Annotated in this window: 15 protein-coding genes; 7 read left to right on the forward strand and 8 right to left on the reverse strand. The window is 58.4% G+C overall.

Annotated elements, in window-relative coordinates; translation table 11 throughout:
* Positions 1-32: 32 nt before the first annotated feature.
* The gene (locus tag AC1Z1G_RS20060) at positions 33-530 is read right to left on the reverse strand and encodes a GNAT family N-acetyltransferase (RefSeq protein ID WP_483622038.1); all 498 of its coding nucleotides are present in this window, start codon (positions 528-530) and stop codon (positions 33-35) included.
* A gap of 162 nt (positions 531-692) precedes the next feature.
* On the opposite strand from AC1Z1G_RS20060, the gene AC1Z1G_RS20065 reads away from it, so the two are divergent.
* Positions 693-836, forward strand: coding sequence for a hypothetical protein (locus AC1Z1G_RS20065; RefSeq protein ID WP_483628011.1), 144 nt, complete (start codon positions 693-695; stop codon positions 834-836).
* Here the strand turns inward: AC1Z1G_RS20065 and aac(6') are convergent.
* The 3 genes from aac(6') to AC1Z1G_RS20080 all read right to left on the reverse strand — a co-directional run bounded on the left by aac(6') (position 812) and on the right by AC1Z1G_RS20080 (position 2529).
* On the reverse strand, positions 812-1255 hold the full coding sequence (gene aac(6'), locus AC1Z1G_RS20070; RefSeq protein WP_483622040.1) for an aminoglycoside 6'-N-acetyltransferase: 444 nt from the start codon (positions 1253-1255) through the stop codon (positions 812-814). The genes AC1Z1G_RS20065 and aac(6') overlap by 25 nt on opposite strands.
* Positions 1256-1316: 61 nt before the next feature.
* Positions 1317-1799 (reverse strand): GyrI-like domain-containing protein, encoded by a 483-nt coding sequence (locus tag AC1Z1G_RS20075; RefSeq protein ID WP_483622042.1) that lies wholly within the window; start codon positions 1797-1799, stop codon positions 1317-1319.
* A gap of 67 nt (positions 1800-1866) precedes the next feature.
* The gene (locus AC1Z1G_RS20080) at positions 1867-2529 is read right to left on the reverse strand and encodes a LysE family translocator (RefSeq protein WP_483622043.1); all 663 of its coding nucleotides are present in this window, start codon (positions 2527-2529) and stop codon (positions 1867-1869) included.
* A 231-nt stretch (positions 2530-2760) separates the two neighbouring features.
* Here AC1Z1G_RS20080 and alaC point away from each other — a divergent pair, with 231 nt between their 5' ends.
* Positions 2761-3978, forward strand: coding sequence for an alanine transaminase (alaC, locus tag AC1Z1G_RS20085; protein WP_483622045.1), 1218 nt, complete (start codon positions 2761-2763; stop codon positions 3976-3978).
* Positions 3979-4126: 148 nt separating this feature from the next.
* On the opposite strand, the gene AC1Z1G_RS20090 is transcribed toward alaC, so the two are convergent.
* Positions 4127-5479, reverse strand: coding sequence for a GntP family permease (locus tag AC1Z1G_RS20090; RefSeq protein WP_483622047.1), 1353 nt, complete (start codon positions 5477-5479; stop codon positions 4127-4129).
* 92 nt (positions 5480-5571) lie between these two features.
* Positions 5572-6096 carry a gluconokinase gene (locus tag AC1Z1G_RS20095; RefSeq protein WP_483622049.1) on the reverse strand — a complete coding sequence of 175 codons (525 nt, stop codon included), beginning with the start codon at positions 6094-6096 and terminating at the stop codon, positions 5572-5574.
* Between the two features lie 215 nt (positions 6097-6311).
* On the opposite strand from AC1Z1G_RS20095, the gene gntR reads away from it, so the two are divergent.
* Positions 6312-7343: an HTH-type transcriptional regulator GntR gene (gene gntR / locus AC1Z1G_RS20100; RefSeq protein WP_483622051.1), complete on the forward strand. Its 1032-nt coding sequence runs from the start codon at positions 6312-6314 to the stop codon at positions 7341-7343.
* Between the two features lie 39 nt (positions 7344-7382).
* Here gntR and AC1Z1G_RS20105 read toward each other — a convergent pair whose 3' ends face one another.
* Positions 7383-8267, reverse strand: a complete 885-nt coding sequence (locus tag AC1Z1G_RS20105; RefSeq protein WP_483622053.1) for a LysR family transcriptional regulator — start codon at positions 8265-8267, stop codon at positions 7383-7385.
* Positions 8268-8397: 130 nt separating this feature from the next.
* Here AC1Z1G_RS20105 and AC1Z1G_RS20110 point away from each other — a divergent pair, with 130 nt between their 5' ends.
* From AC1Z1G_RS20110 to AC1Z1G_RS20125, 4 genes are all read left to right on the forward strand, one after another.
* Entirely contained in the window at positions 8398-8829 is a 432-nt protein-coding gene (locus AC1Z1G_RS20110) for a PACE efflux transporter (protein WP_483622055.1), read from the forward strand.
* 217 nt (positions 8830-9046) lie between these two features.
* Positions 9047-10951, forward strand: coding sequence for an IucA/IucC family protein (locus AC1Z1G_RS20115; RefSeq protein WP_483622057.1), 1905 nt, complete (start codon positions 9047-9049; stop codon positions 10949-10951).
* Positions 10952-11298: 347 nt separating this feature from the next.
* Positions 11299-15543, forward strand: coding sequence for a dermonecrotic toxin domain-containing protein (locus tag AC1Z1G_RS20120; RefSeq protein ID WP_483622058.1), 4245 nt, complete (start codon positions 11299-11301; stop codon positions 15541-15543).
* Positions 15544-15718: 175 nt separating this feature from the next.
* Entirely contained in the window at positions 15719-16228 is a 510-nt protein-coding gene (locus AC1Z1G_RS20125; RefSeq protein ID WP_483622060.1) for a hypothetical protein, read from the forward strand.
* 146 nt (positions 16229-16374) lie between these two features.
* Here AC1Z1G_RS20125 and AC1Z1G_RS20130 read toward each other — a convergent pair whose 3' ends face one another.
* The gene (locus AC1Z1G_RS20130) at positions 16375-16869 is read right to left on the reverse strand and encodes a methyl-accepting chemotaxis protein (protein ID WP_483627931.1); all 495 of its coding nucleotides are present in this window, start codon (positions 16867-16869) and stop codon (positions 16375-16377) included.
* Positions 16870-16882: the final 13 nt, after the last annotated feature.

Here is a 16882-nt window from a genome sequence, read left to right on the forward strand (position 1 = left end):
AAAAGGGCTGCCAAAGCAGCCCTTGTCCTGGTTCAGAGCGTCAGTGCCATTTCGTGCCAGGCCATGCCGCCATGGTCGGAATCCGAGGCCTTGAGGTAGACGAAACCAAACCCGGCGTAGAGCGTCACATGCCGCTCCTTGCACATCAAATGGATGCTCGCCTTGCCCTGCTCGCGCATCCGGGCGATGAACGCGTGCATCAGGCGCCTGGCCAGGCCCTGGCCTTGAAAGTCCGGGTGCACCACCACCGACATGATGACCACATGCGGGCCTTGCGGGTCGTGGCCGATCAACTCCTTGAAGGCTTCATCGGCCATTTCCACCACAAACGCCGCACCGGAATTGATAAACCCGGCAACCACCCCGTCCACCTCGGCAACGATAAAGCCCTGAGGCCAGGTGGCGATGCGCGTGGCGATCTTTTCCCGCGTCGCCGCTTCATCACCTTCGTAGGCCAGGGTTTCGATGGCGAAACAACGGTCCAGGTCAGCGGGCAGCACCTGGCGAATGACGGTCGTGGATGAGTTCATGGCAGGCACGTTCGGCGAGTAAAAGGGGGCATGATGATAGAGGAATAAGGCCTGCATATCGATCACCCCCCACCGCGTAAAGCTTGCGTATAGGCGCTGTCATTGGCCGTCGGTTCGTACTATTTGTTTCCCTGTCTTTTTCCATGAATAGGGAAACTCATCATGAGTAGCGTTCAGATCGGCCTTCTTATGTTGTTCACCATCAGTGCCTTTGGCTTCATCACCCTGTCGGTCGACCTGCTGCGCGCACGACGATTGAACAAAGGCAAAAAGCCCGACGCTCAGTCAATGGCCTTGCGGAAATAGACCACACGCTCGGTTTCTGCAAACCCCAGCGCCTGGTGCATGGCATGGCTGGCCTGATTGTCCAGCGCGGCATCGGAGGCCAGCTCCGTACAGCCCAACGCCTGCGACCACTGCTCCACCGCCGCCACCAGCGCACGGGCGATACCTTGCCCGCGGCTGGCCGGCGTCACGAACAGCCCCTCCAGGAACCCCACCGGAGACGTCTGCGTGCCGTTAACGTACTCACTGCGAATCGACGCTTCGGCGAAACCCAGCACCTGTCCGGCCTGATCACTGAAGGTCAGGGCGATGTAACGTTGGGGGCTGGACACAATGCTCGCCATTTCCCCAAGGTGATTGTCCTGGGAACAGTCGGACCATAGCGCCTGACGCAACGTCAGCCAACCGGTCTGTTGGAGGTGAGTGCAGCGGGTAATCATGGCTGGGCGTCTCGACGGTCAAAGGGCGGGTAGCATAAGCCAATCCCGCCACTGCGGCCGATCAACGTTCCTTGAGTGGCAGCCAGATTTCCAGCACGCCAGCGCCGGTTTGCGGGTTGAAGTCCTCGCTGTAGCGTTCGAACTCCGGTGCATCGGCCGCTTCATGACCAGACGCCGGCAACCAGGTTTTCCAGATGTACTGAAAGGTCTGCGGCAGGTTATCCAGCGAGCCCTGGTGCGTGAACACCGCGTAGTGCTGGGGTTGCACCTCGATCCAGCGGTAAAGTTCGGGCAGGTCATCGAGCTTGCTGATTTCAACACCCGCGATGTACTCGAACTCGCCCTTGCCATCAGGGTTGCAGCAGATGCCGTAGGTCACATCGCCTTTTTGCCCAGGCACCTTGCCGATGTGCGGGATGAATTTATCCCAGAGCTTGGGAATGTCTTGCGTGGTACTGAACCGCCCGCCCAGGCCTGCGATCAGCAAAAAATGCCCTGTTTCGAAGCGAGGCGCGGCGACGGCGCCCTTTTTATGCTCATCCATGAATAAACTCCTGCAACAGTAAAGAGGGTTCGGCTGGGAGTATAGAAGCCAAACCGGATTCCCCCAGTCAAAGACCGGGAAGTTCAACCATACCGCTCGTTCCGACAAACTCCTGATAACCGCTAATGATCACGTACACCGCGAAATAGCAGAAGATCGCTGCAGATACCAGATAAGAGTAGCGTAGGAGCTTGTCGCCCAGCAACTTGCCGCCCTGGGTCGCCGCCAGGCACAGTGCCACACACCACAGCAGCCCGGCGCAAAAGAACCCTGCCAGAAACAGCCCGGCGCTGGCCAGGCTGCCGCCACCGGAGCGGGCGATCAGCGTCCCGCCCACCGCCGCGAACCACAAAATGGCACTGGGTGACGACATCGCCAGGAAAATCCCACGAAAAAACTCCCGGCGATGAGAACCGCCCTTCACCTCACCGGCCTCAGCCAGCACAGCACTGTGATGGATCGCCGAGTAGATCATCTTCGCGGCGAAGTACAGCAACAACACCGAGCCGCCCACCCACAGCACCCAACGCACCGCCGAGTACTGCAACAACACCGTCATGCCTGCCAGCGCCAGCACCGCGTAAACCAGGTCCCCGACGCAGGTGCCAAGTCCCAATGCGAAGCCCTGAAAGTAGCCGCGTTGCATGGCCAGGGTAATCATCGCGATGTTGGCCACACCGATGTCCAGGCACAGTGAAAGGCTCAGCAAAAATCCGCTGGAAAACTCCATGGTTCATCCTGTTTGAGGGCGCGCGTTCGAGTGAGCGCCGACCCAAGCAAAAAGCGTGCGCACACAGGCGACGCGACAAAATCGGCGAGGTAAAACGCTGAGTGTCGTCGAAAATAGTTGAACGCCGCTACTGGACAACCGGTCATCCGCGCCTTTATCTTTCGCCGCAGGCCACCGCAGTGGCCAACGTCGCTCGGACGGTTCCGGGCGCTCACGTTATTCGAGGCAACAATGGCCGACCAAGGTTCGCCGCGCCGCTTTGCGCGCATAGATCGACTCCCCCCTTACGTATTCAATATCACTGCCGAGCTGAAGATGGCCGCCCGTCGTCGTGGCGAAGACATCATCGACTTGAGCATGGGCAACCCCGACGGCCCGACCCCGCCGCACATCGTTGAAAAAATGGTCACCGTCGCCCAGCGCGAAGACACCCATGGTTATTCCACCTCCAAGGGCATCCCGCGCCTGCGCCGGGCGATTTCGCGCTGGTACAAGGACCGCTACGAGGTCGACATCGACCCGGAAAGCGAAGCCATCGTCACCATCGGTTCGAAGGAAGGCCTGGCGCACTTGATGTTGGCCACCCTCGACCAGGGTGACACCGTACTCGTGCCCAACCCGAGCTACCCGATCCACATCTACGGTGCAGTGATTGCCGGCGCGCAAGTGCGCTCGGTGCCGCTGATTCCGGGCGTGGACTTTTTCGCCGAACTGGAGCGGGCTATTCGCGGCTCGATCCCGAAGCCGAAAATGATGATCCTCGGCTTCCCGTCCAATCCGACTGCGCAGTGCGTCGAACTGGACTTCTTCGAGCGAGTGATCGCCCTCGCCAAGCAATACGACGTGCTGGTGGTTCACGACCTGGCCTATGCCGACATCGTCTATGACGGCTGGAAAGCCCCCTCGATCATGCAGGTGCCGGGCGCCAAGGACATCGCGGTGGAGTTTTTCACCCTGTCCAAGAGCTACAACATGGCGGGCTGGCGGATCGGTTTCATGGTCGGCAACCCGGAACTGGTCAACGCCCTGGCGCGGATCAAGAGCTACCACGACTACGGCACGTTTACCCCGTTGCAGGTCGCGGCCATCGCAGCGCTGGAAGGTGATCAGCAGTGCGTCAAGGACATCGCCGAGCAATACCGGCAACGCCGCAACGTGCTGGTCAAGGGCCTGCATGAACTGGGCTGGATGGTCGAGAACCCGAAAGCCTCGATGTATGTCTGGGCCAAGATCCCCGAGGCTTACGCGCACATGGGCTCGCTGGAGTTCGCCAAGAAACTGCTGGCCGACGCCAAGGTGTGTGTCTCGCCGGGCGTGGGTTTTGGTGAATACGGTGACGACCACGTGCGCTTCGCACTGATCGAAAACCAGGACCGGATTCGTCAGGCCGTACGCGGGATTCGCGGGATGCTCCGGGCGGATGGGCTAGTCGCTAAATCTAACACCTGACACAAAACACTGTGGGAGCGAGCCTGCTCGCGAAGGGGACATCACATTCAACGTAGATGTTGACTGTAAGTCCGCTTTCGCGAGCAGGCTCGCTCCCACATTTGTTTGGTGGTGATCACAAGAACCGTGTCACCACCTGTGTTTTTGCTTAAACGAACAGCGACAGCAGCAGGATGAACCCCAGCGCGACAATGGACAGGATGGTTTCCATGGCCGTCCAGGTCTTGAAGGTTTCGGCCACGGTCATGTTGAAATACTGCTTCACCAGCCAGAACCCGGCATCGTTGACGTGAGACAGAATCAACGAACCCGCGCCCGTCGCCAGTACCAATAGCTCACGGTTGACGCCCGGAATCATCCCGACCACCGGCACCACGATACCTGCGCCGGTGATGGTGGCTACCGTTGCCGAACCGGTTGCAATACGAATCACCGCCGCCACCAGCCAGGCCAGCAGGATCGGCGAGATCTGCGCGTTCACCGCCATGTGGCCGATCACATCACCCACACCGCTGGTCACCAGCATCTGCTTGAAGCCACCGCCGGCACCGATGATCAGGATGATCGCCGCCGTCGGCGCCAGGCTGGCGTCGAGCAATTTGAGGATCTGTTTGGAGCCAATGCCCTGCCGGTGCCCGAAGGTGTAGAGCGACAGCAGCAACGCCAGTAGCAGCGCGGTGATCGGGTGACCGATCATGTCCATCCAGATGCGGAAGAAATGCCCTTCCGGCAACGCCACATCGGCAAACGTCTTGAGCAACATCAGGAACACCGGCAGCAGCACGGTGATCAACGTGATACTGAAACTCGGCAACGTGCTGGACTGCGGCTCGCGAGCCAACTGATCCACCAGTTCCTGGTTCGGATGGCCCGGGATGTACTTGGCGATGAACGTGCCGTAGAGCGGGCCGGCAATAATGGCGGTCGGCAGCGCAACAATCAGGCCGTAAAGAATGGTTTTACCGATGTCGGCACCAAACACGCCAATGGCCAGCAACGGCCCCGGATGAGGCGGAACCAGGCCATGCACGGCGGACAGACCGGCCAGCAGCGGGATGCCGATCTTGATCAGCGACACACCGGTGCGGCGCGCCACGATGAACACCAACGGAATCAGCAGCACAAAGCCGATTTCAAAGAACAGCGGAATCCCTACCAGGAACGCCGCGAACATCATCGCCCACTGCACGCGTTCTTTGCCGAAAGCACGGATCAGGGTCTGGGCGATCTGATCCGCCCCGCCTGACTCGGCCATCATTTTGCCGAGCATGGTGCCCAGCGCCAGGATGATCCCGACAAACCCGAGTACACCGCCAAAGCCGTCCTGGAACGCCTTGATGATCTGCCCGACCGGCATGCCCGAGGTCAGCCCGAGGAAACCGGCCGCGATAATCAGGGCAATGAAGGGGTGGAACTTGAACCGGGTGATCAACACGATCAAACCGATGATGGTGACCACTGCATCGAGCAGCAGGAACGTATCGTGGGCCAAACCAAACATGGGGGTGTCTCCTGTTTGTTGTTCTTATAAAGGCGAGTTGAATTCGACGACTGACAAGACAGCGCTACCAATTGATGCACACATTGAGCCGGTCATTTCAAACCATGCTCCTGCCACCAGGCATTGGCCAACTCAGCGAGGTGTTTAACGCTTTGGGTGGTCGCATCGAGCGCCAGGGTCAGCGGTTCACCGACGGGAGATTCGAGGGTGGCGAACTGGCTGTCGATCAGTGTCGAGGGCATAAAATGCCCCGGACGATGAGCCACACGCTCGGCGGCCACGGCCGGGGTCAGTTCCAGAAACACGAAGCCCAGGCCAGGCAATGCACTGCGCAGGCGTTCGCGGTAGCTGCGTTTAAGTGCAGAACACGTCAGCACCGGGCGCTGGCCCGTCGCATCGACACGACGCAATTCATCGCACAGGCTGTCGAGCCAGCCGGCGCGGTCGTTGTCATCCAGGGGAATGCCGGCACTCATTTTTTCGATATTGGCGGCGGGGTGAAACGTGTCGCCTTCAATGGCCGTCGCGCCGCTGAGCAGGCACAGGGCCTCACTGACGCTGGACTTGCCGCATCCGGCCACGCCCATGATGACCAGGGCGGTGATGGGTTGACTCATGAAACACCTCAGCACGCAGACAGCGCTACCTTTGCTCTTTGAAACTCTAGTGCAAAAGCAGAAATTGCCGACGCCTTCTTGTCATTTTTATGGGTTGGAACGGGTTCTTTCTCAACACCAAAAAGCAGGAATCAGGCACGCCCTGCTCACGCATTTGCAGCTGCGCCGAGACAGCGCTACCTTAGTGCCTTGATTTTTGTTTGGCAAGCCGCCCGATGACCGCCTCTAAAAACGATAAAAATACCCGTACCACTGGCCGCCCTACCCTCAATGAAGTGGCACGCCTGGCCGGTGTCAGTCCGATCACCGCCTCCCGAGCGTTGCGCGGTATCAGCACGGTCGCCACCGAACTGGTGGAGAAAGTCCAGAAAGCCGCGCTGGAATTGAACTATGTGGTCAACCCGGCCGCCCGCGCCCTGGCCTCGGCCCAGAGCCACTCGGTGGTCGTGCTGGTGCCGTCGCTGTCCAACCTGTTGTTCATCGAAACCCTGGAAGCCATTCATCAGGTGCTGCGGCCAAAAGGCTTCGAAGTGCTGATCGGCAACTTCCACTATTCGCGCGATGAAGAAGAAAACCTGCTGCGCAACTACATGGCCTACCAGCCTCGTGGCCTGCTGCTGACCGGTTTTGATCGCACCGAAAGCGCTCGACGCATGATCGAGGCCAGCAACATTCCCTGTGTGTACATGATGGAGCTGGACGCTGGTGCCGGGGTGAACTGCGTCGGTTTCTCCCAACTGAGCGCCGGTGAAACGGCCGCCCGGCATCTGATTTCACGTGGGCGGCGGCACCTGGCCTATATCGGCGCACAACTGGACCAACGCACGTTGCTGCGCGGCGAAGGCTATCGCCGGGCGCTGCAACAGGCCAACCTGTACGACCCCGACCTTGAGTTGCTGACCCCGCGCCCTTCTTCCGTCGGCCTGGGGGGCGAGTTGTTTCTGCAGATGATGGCCAGCCATCCGCAGGTTGACGCGATTTTCTTCGGCAACGACGACCTCGCCCAGGGCGCGCTGCTTGAAGCAATGCGCTGTGGCATCAAGATCCCTGAACAAGTGGCTATCCTCGGTTTCAATGACCTGCCCGCCTCGGCTCACATGGTGCCGCGCCTGAGCAGCATCAGTACCCCGCGAGAAGCCATCGGCCGCCGCGCTGCCGAGCAGATGCTGACCTTGCTGGCCGGCAATCAGGTCGCTCAACCGGTGCAGGACATGGGTTTCGAGCTGAAGGTTCGCGAAAGTACCTAGCGTTATTCCCTCAGGTGCGCGGGGCAATGTCCCCGCGGCTCAAGGTTGATTGGTCATCAACTCGACAAACGCGAGGGCGGCTTTCTGTAACGGCTGGTTCTTGAGCCACGCCGCGTGCACGGGCAGCACCAGGCCGTTCTCGATGTTCTTGAAACTCAAGCGCTTGAGCCGCCCGGCCGCCAGCAGCGAGCCCACCACCGACAACGGAAAGTTGCCCCAGCCGATACCGGCCTCGACCATTTCCAGGGCCATCGCCAGGGTATCGGTACGCCAATGAGACTCGCCGAGCAGCGGCCGGGTTTCGCTGATCGGCAAATCACGGCTGGCGACGATGATCTGCCGCACTTGCACCAGGTCTTCCAGATACGGCGCCTCACCCAGCGCTTGAAACGCGGCGTTGTCCGGTGAAATGGTGGCGATCATCCGCTCGGTGCCCACAAACTGAAAACGCTCCAGCACGTTCACGCTCAACCCGGCGAACGCCAGGCAAACGCTGACGCGGCCACGGTGCAGTAACTGCAATACATCGTCCTGCGGCGCACTGAGCACTTCGATATCGAGTAAGGGGTAACGCTCGGCGAGGTGCTTGATTGCCGCCAGCAATGGCGCCTTGTCGAGGTCAGCCACCACACCGATCGACAGTTTGCTCTCCAGCCCGAGTGACAACTCCACGGCATGCACGCGCAGTTGCTTGAGTTGCTCGGCGATCAACCGCGCATGCGGCACCAATGCGCTGGCCATCGCCGTCGGCACCGGCTCGCGATGGCTGCGGTCGAACAGCGGGTAACCCAGTTCAGCCTCAAGGTTGGCAATCCCCATGCTAATGGCCGAAGGCACCTTGCCCAGTGACCGGGCGGCCGCCGAAAACGAACCGCGCTCGATCACGGCGAGGAACAACTGGATGTTGTCGCTGGAAAAACTCATGCACCACCTATCAACAAAACTGACATCTACTGACTTTTTCTATCAAGCCTATTGAAGCTATCTTTCGTCGCCTCCGCCAGCGCCCTCGACACATTGCTGGCGCCCAATGCATTCCGAAAGAGGTCCCACCATGCAAGGCGTTAAACGCAAACTGGTCTATGTCTCGCTGTACGAAATCTTTGGCATGACCTTCTCTGCCCTTGGCCTGGCCTTGCTGTCAGGCACCGCGCCCAGCAGCACCGGCCCTTTGGCTGTGATCATCACCACCATCGCCGTGACCTGGAACTTTATTTACACCTCGCTGTTCGAGCGCTGGGAAAGTCATCAAGTGTCGCGTACCCGTACCGTCAAGCGCCGCATTGCTCACGCGGTCGGTTTCCAATTGACGCTGATCGTGTTCCTGATCCCGCTGATCGCCTGGTGGATGAACATCAGCCTGGTGCAGGCGTTTCTGCTGGATCTGGCGCTGATCGTCTTCATTCCTTGCTACACCTTTGCCTTCAACTGGCTGTTCGACCGCACCTTCGGCCTGCCGGCCTCAGCACTGCCGGACCCGGCCTGAGCAGCCTATTGATTAGCGTCATCCGCAAGTTTGATCTCACAATCGAATGCCCCTGAACTGACCCGGAGCGTTTAAGCGCTGAACTCGCCTACGGACCTGCCCCCGCTTATCACAAGACACTTCCCACACAGCTGAAAGAAACGCTTGCCATCAATTCCTGTGCATTTGCCGTAGCTTTTTTGGAGCTGGTTTTTTTAAGCCCAAGGAGTCGAAAGCGATGCACACGGACCTGCCAAAACAGCAACGACTGCTCTCATCCTGGAGCGAAGCCCTCGCTACCGAGGCCTTTACCTCACACACGATTACCCTCGCTCATTTGATCGAAACCTTCGAACAGGCCATTCAACAGAGCTTCCAGCGGTTGTTGCAGGCACTGCTTCGTGAAGGGCTGCTGGACCTCAACAGGCTGGAACCTGATGGCTCGCATCATTGGCTGATATTGCCCGATGGCGCCCGCCTGTGTTTCTCACACCTCATCCCCGCAAGAATGGGCAGTTGGGACTTCCAGGGCAGCATCACACTGCATCGTCTGGGGCATGCCCCGCACAAGCTGCTGTTCCCCTCCCGGCTGCTGACGTTGCTCTGCCCGTTGCTTGAGCCCCCACCACCTCCTGAAGTCGAGCAGCGTCTGATACTTGAACTCGATGACAGCCTCGCTAATGCCTCCCTCTGCCAGGCCTTTCACCTTGGCTGGAGCCGACACCTTCGCGAACACGCCAAGCGTGAGGGCTCCACCTCGCTACTGGCCTGGCTCAGGAGCACCCGTTCAATCGAAAACCCCACCGCGCTACTCGAACAGTGGGGTGCGCAAGGGCATCCCTGGCATCCCGACTTCAAAACCAAGCTGGGCCTGAGCACCGCCCAGGTTATCGCCCTCTCACCTGAGTTCAAGGCTCACGTTCCTGTGCGCCTGTGTGCCCTGCATCGGCAAGTCGCCCACGTCGAAATGCTGGAAAACATCCAGGACTACGTAAGTCAGTGGCAAGCGTTTTTCCCGTTGGCGACCGGGCAATTGATGAAGCACTTGTGTGAACGTGGCCTGAGCCCTGCGGACTACCTGCCCATTCCCGTCCATCCCTGGCAGGCCGATGAACTGTTGCCTGGCGAATTCGCTCAAGAAATCGCCGACAACCTGCTGGTGATGACCGGGATTGTGGCCTTCAACGGTCACCCCACCCTGTCCTTTCGGACCTTGGTACCGAATGGCGATGCGGGCTCTCCGCTGGTCAAACTCCCCGTGGCGCTTCGCCTGACCAGCGTGCAACGCACCCTGTCACCCCGCTCGGCGCGCATGGGGCCAAGGGTCAGTGCCTTGCTACTGAAAATACTCGAGCAAGAACCCGATATCCGCAAACGCCTGAACATCGTGCCCGAGTGCATCGGCCTGCATTATTCACCGCAGCCTTCGGATGACCCGCGCGCCCGGCACCTGGCCGTGCTGTTTCGAGACAACCCGCTGAGCCTGTTGCAATCCGCCGAAATGGCAGTGCCCGTGAGCAGCCTGTTTTCTCTCGACGAGTACGGGCAGCCATTGTTGCGTCAGTGGGTGGCGCTGGCCGAAGGCACCGATGACCCATCCTCCATGCTGCGATTTTTGCAGGACTATCTATCGATTGCCGTTCCAAGCCTGCTCGGCCTGTACCTGTTGTATGGCGTGGCATTGGAGGCCCATCAGCAGAACAGCTTCATGGTCATGGACGCGTCCGGGCACCTGGATCGTTTGCTGATCCGCGACTTCGGCGATATCCGGATCCAACGCCAGACCTTGCACCAGCAAGGCCTGGACCTACAGTTGCATGACCCGCTGATGACCCTCTATGACGACGCCGGTTTTGTGCGCGACAAGCTCTTGCACACCACATTCATGTGTCATCTGGGCGAGCTGGTTTTGCTGTGCAGCCGTCACTGGGATCAGCCCGAAGGTCCATTGTGGGATTTGCTGGCCACCCAGGTCCGCGCCTGCTTCGACACCTTGCGCGATCGGGTGGACCCACAACGCTGGCTCACCGAACGTGCAGCGTTGCTGGAAGAGCACTGGCCGGCCAAATCATTCATGCGCATGCGTTTACTCGACAGCTCCGTCGATAGTGTTGGCCGCGTGAACAACCCATTGCATGGCTGACTGCAGAGGCCTGGGATAAGTATGTCCACACGGGTGTGTCGATCCTGGCACGCCCGTTTAACAACGGCGACCAGGGTCGTACGAAAACTGCCTGCGTGTCGAACATGCAGCGTTAAAAACAGGCTCGGAATGCTCATTTACAATCCGTAAACTCCGCTTCCTCGCCTGTTTTTGCCTTGCCTGATCGCCACTCGGCGACTTTTCGTACAGACCCTCGTCAATAACCGATCACCATCCACAAAAGATATCGCCTTGTTCGAAACACTAAAACTCAATTGCAGTTTCAATATTCACTCACCACCCCATAGGCTGGTCATCCACTTCAACACACATCAGGTTATTGCAGGATGCAAAACTCTCTACCCCCCTTAAAAGGTAACACCTTACACATCCAGAACAACTTGCCTCACTGGAGCAAAGGATTGACCTCCACAGAGCGCACTCGGCTAGCCTCTTACAACTTCAGCTACCCTCTCTGGCACAAGAATGCGACAGACGAACAACTGAATACATTAAAGACGGCTCACGCCAACAGTCAGAACTCAAGAAACGCAATAGAAGCACTTGCCCAGGACGTCGACACTTTCGCAATACCCTTGCTCATCGATGCGCTGGCCAGCACCTTCAACTTGACGGTTACGCCCGAGCAACTCAAACACGAAAACAAACTGACCGTACGACTGTATATAGAGGTTAGCTCCCTGATCGCCGGATCAAAAAGCCGGGTATGCAGCCTATTGGATGCGGCCAAGCATAACTTCGACAAATCCGAAGCTGAGGCAGATGCATTCCAGCGTTACTCGGGCTTGTACCTGGCGACAGAAGAAGGAATCACACAGCTGCAAATACCCATTACCGAACTCGTTACGCTGTGCAGAACACTGGACATCGGCGGTCGCTACCAGGCTTACCTGCGGGGCATCCTGACCCCGGATGACCCGACCGCACACCTTAAAGTAAGAACGCAAGTCGAGTGGCAGTATCAGAACGCACTGAAACTCGCCCTCCAGGTCGCTCATTTAAAAAACGATATTGGCTCGTATACCTACAACACCCTGCACAGTGCCTGGTCCTCAGACGGTACATCGGCCTCACCGCTGCGTTATCGACACTTGAGCATGCTCGATTGCGACCTGATCAATACGCTGCTGATTTATCCGTACCCCAACCACCCGAGTAAATCGGCCACGGTCGTGGTTTATCTGCCCGACGATCCCGTACACCCGCTGAAGGAATACAGTAACGCCAGGGCGTTCGAAGTTGATCTTTCAAAAAGATTACGCTCGCAAGACTTTCAAATGTTTTTTCGTCACTTTGTTGCCCAGCGGGATGAAGTGACATTCTTCTCCAGCCTGAAACGTCGCTTGCCCAGTACTGGAAACCCGCACCTGGACCTGGTGGAAGTTCATATTCCAGAAAACATCGGCTACGCCCTGTACCGGCGTCAGATTCAAAAAATTTACAACGATGCTTCCTTCCATGTCATTTCCACTGCGCAGGCAGATGCAACTGCCCGCTGGGAACGATGGACCCATTACATGACCCTGGGCCTGGACCTGCTCAACGTCGTCAGCATGTTTGTACCTGTACTGGGAGAAATTATGCTGAGCGTCACGGCGGCGCAGTTGATGACCGAAGTATTCGAAGCCATTGAAGAATGGGAGGACGGTGATACCGCGCAAGCATGGGGGCATTTGATCGGGGTCGTCGATAACCTGGCTGTCATGGGAATGATCGGTGCAGGTGCGGGAACCTTCGTTGGCACGCTCAAACCTTCATCTTTCGTCGAGGGTTTGCGACCGGTGAAAATACCCGATGGTTCGACGAAACTGTGGAAACCCGACCTCAAGCCCTATGAACGAACGCTGACACTGCCTGAAGGCTCGAAACCCGACACCTTGGGCCTCCATTGGCAGCAGGACAAAACGTACCTGCCGCTGGACAACAAACACTATGAGGTTCGGCTTGATCCAGGGCGCAACACAGGAGCGATTACCCACCCGACGCGCTCCAACACCTTTTCGCCCTCGCTCAAACACAATGGCGCAGGTAGCTGGGTTCACGAACTGGAGAAACCTCTGGAGTGGCAAAACCCCAAACTGATGCGGCGTATTGGCCACTCGGTCGACGCTTTCAGCGATGCCGAACTGGAACAGATTCATCGCGTCAGCACCCTCGACGAAAACCTCTTGCGCACCATGCACGTTGATAGCTTGCACCCAGCCGCATCGCTGGCCGACACCATCAAACGCTTTAACCTGTATGGCACCCTTGAAGATCTGATCCTGAAAATGCGCGTCGGCAAGCCGCTTGAGTACGGGACCTACCCGGTGTCATTGATCACAGAACAGCCTCGTTGGCCAACCTCGCTTTATCTCAAGGTCTACGAGGGCCCGGCACTCAGGGGAACCTTTACCGAATACGGTGCCGGACGCACTCCCGGTGCCCGAGGGATAGAACTGACCCGTACCGAGATCAGTAACGGAGCGCTCCCCGACCGTATGCTGGACCAACTCAGCGAGAATCAGGTCCATCAACTACTGGGCGAGAGCATCTCGACCAGCAAAGAGGTCAGGCTACAGACACTTCGTGATCAACTTGCCGATTACGCCTCGGAAAGAAAACCGGATATTTTCGAAAGCCTCTATCGCGAGAGCGAAATCGCCGGCCATCCGCAGGTTCAACAACTGCAACGCCAATACCCGGGGCTCCCCAACAGTGCCGCTCAGGAATTGCTGAGCAGGGCGAGTACCGAAGAATTGAACACCTGGCGTGAGAGCGGTCGGCTATCCATGCGACTGGATGAAGCAGTCCAATGGAATTTGCGACAGACCCGGGTCTGCCGAGCCTATGAAGGGCTCTATCTGGACGCCATTACCAACCAGGATTACGAGTTATTGACCTTGCGTACCCTGGAAAAGCTCCCCGGCTGGTCCAACGACCTGCGCCTCGAAATCCGTGCCGGCTCCTTCGACGGCGAACTGCTTAACAGCATTGGCGATGAGCACGCCGGCATACAGAAACGGCTGGTCAAACGGGGCAATCGATACACCACCCATGACGCCCAAGGCAACGACTTGCACGGCACCGACGACCTCTTCAACTCGATCCAGCACGCCCTGCCCGATACCGAACGCCTGCGGCTGGGCCTGCCATCACCCAACCAGGGCCCGCAGTTGAAGCTCAAGGTCCGGGAGCATGCCCTTTCACGCCCTCAGTTGTGGGAGGTACTGTTTCATAGCGGCCCCAAGAAACCGCACTACGACCCCTCGTTCATGCGTTTACGTGGTGGCGCGCCAGGGTATGTCCCGGGAGAGGTCACAGAAGGCGGGATTGCGTTGGCGGAACTGCTCGATTTTCAGACGCAATACCAGAGCTGGGTCGACGGGGCGTTTCATTCTGAAACCGCGCAGTACCTGAAAAATGACTACCTGATTGGCCTGAAATTCATCGCAAACGAGATGCCCGAGCAGCATTTGAACGCGGTGTGGCATGCACTCCAGGAGGCCAATACGGCCGATAACTCGCTGGCCAGGATCAATACGATCCAGACCGTTGAGCTTTTGCCTGACCTGAAAATCCTATTACCGGCGGAACGCTTCGACGAACTGCTCAACACTGTATTTTCCGATGAAGTGCTGACGCCTTTGTCGTCTTCAGAGCGCGACTTGGGCATGACCGCCCGCTACCTGAAAAAAGCGGGGCGCACCGAAGAATATGAGCTTCTACGCCGTTCAGCAGCGGGTGAAGAGGTCGCAATCGCCGTGCCACTGGCCGACCTGCGCAGCTACGCCAGCGAGTTCAACTGGCCTGTTGCCACAGCCTCCGAACCGATTGAGGTCAGTGCCGACATCATGGCCAACCTGGAGATGGCCCAACGCGCCGTCACCCGGGCCAAAGAGCTGTTGCCCATGTCCGGTAACCAACTGCCCAGCATCTGGGAAAAAGGTGGATCAGCCATCGCTGCATTAAAAAACCTCAGAAAAGTCGACCTCGCCACGGGACTTCCTACCGCGCAATTGACCGAAGCCGAAGCAGCGCAGGCAGCCATCAAGATCAGAGGCGGCAACTGTTCTGAAAACTCCAAGGTGACGTTCTCCATTCTGGCCAGCCAGCCCCGAACCTCCAAAATCCACATTGTCGGGGCGGACGACTTTGACCATCAGTACGTCCTGATCGGCAACGATTTGAGCAAGCCCGAAGAACTGGTGGTCGCAGACTCATGGCCGGAGTTTCCGGGTGCGCACCTGGCCAGCAAGGGCTACTTCGGTTTCGGACCAGAGGCCGTACTGACCCTGGAACCCGGCCCGGCGCTGCCGGAATACGCCTTTATCGAGAGTGCCCCCGAAGGCCCCGCCATCCTATCCGCCAGAGGCAGTGATGATTCGACCCTGCGGACAATCAAAGTTGCCAAGCTGCACGTCAAAGGCGCCTATGCCCAGTGGACCTCACAGAATGAACTCGGCACCCGCTACAAGGAACCGGGTGGCCACGCGGTGTCTTTCGAACGACATCCAGCTGGAGCTATCGAGTCGCGAATCGAGGCCTTGATGGCTTACAACCGGGCCCTCACTCCAAAGGTTGACCTATAGTCACCCGCCTTCCCCCATACAAGGTTTGCCGCCAGCCCGGCGGCAAACCCTTTCCGCTTTCCGGCAACACCGCCCTACGATTTTGCCTGAAAGCCCCCTGTAAACGGGGTGAACACATAGCGGCACACAACTTGCTCAATGCACGGGGATAGCAATTGCCTACAGGTATCTCAACATGTTGGTCAACGCACAAAAGTCCTCGATCGTGCAGCAAATCCAGCGCCCCGATATGGACCCCGCCATGTCGGCCGCCAGCGCGCTGTACAGTGGTCAAATGCAGAACGTCCAGAACGCCGCGAACGTTCAGGCGACGGCCGCTGCTCAACAAAGCGGCACGACCGTGGCCGACAATGTCGACGCTGCCTTTGCCAAAACCCGTGTGTTGCTGCAAGCCACTGACCCGGTCAGCGGTACACCACAAGCCACCACGGCCACCGACAGCGCAGCCATGACCGAGTTCAAGGACTACATGAGCAAGTCCCCTGAACAACGGATGCGCGACAGCATTCTCAAGGAACTGGGGATTACCGAGCAAGACCTGGCCAACATGTCACCCGAGAAACAACTGGCCATCGGCAAGGAAATCGCCCAGCGAATAGAGGACAAGATGAAAATGGCCGAGGCCGAGAAAGCGCAAATGCCCGCCAGCACACTGGCCGCCGAGAAGACCCTGGCCGCTATTTAAGACAGGGTCAACCGGCAAAAGGCTACCGCCTCGCAGGTGCAGGAGCCAGACTTGCCGGCGATAGCGGCCTTAAGAACGCCATCGTCGGCAAGCCAGCCTCCAACACGGTATTACCCACTCAGGGGAGCCCTTTTCATATACGCCGTTTAATTGAGTTGCAGCGTCGAATTGAACTGGCTGACGGCATCGACCACATGCCGCGAACCCTGCTGAATTTCCAGGATCACCTCGCCCGCCTCATTGGCCAACTCCACGCCCAGGCCTGTGCGGCTCAAACTCAATTGCATGCTCGACACCGCACTCAGGGATAAATCGTGGTTCTTGCGCACCACTTCGACGATTTCAAGCGTCGCCAGGCTGGTGCGAGCCGCCAGGCTGCGAACCTCGTCGGCCACCACCGCAAATCCGCGTCCATGCTCCCCGGCCCGCGCTGCCTCAATCGCCGCGTTGAGCGCCAGCAAGTTGGTTTGATCGGCAATTGCGCGGATGGTCTGCACGATGGTGCCGATAATGTCCGACTGCTTGCTCACGGCATCAATGCTGCGGGCCGCTTCGTTGAGGTCCTTGGAAATTTCTTCGATGATTTGCACGGTTTGCTGCACGACTTGTGAACCTTTCTGGGCACACGCGTCGTTTTGCACCGACGTTGAATGA

The organism is Pseudomonas sp. JL27(2026) (assembly GCF_056933555.1).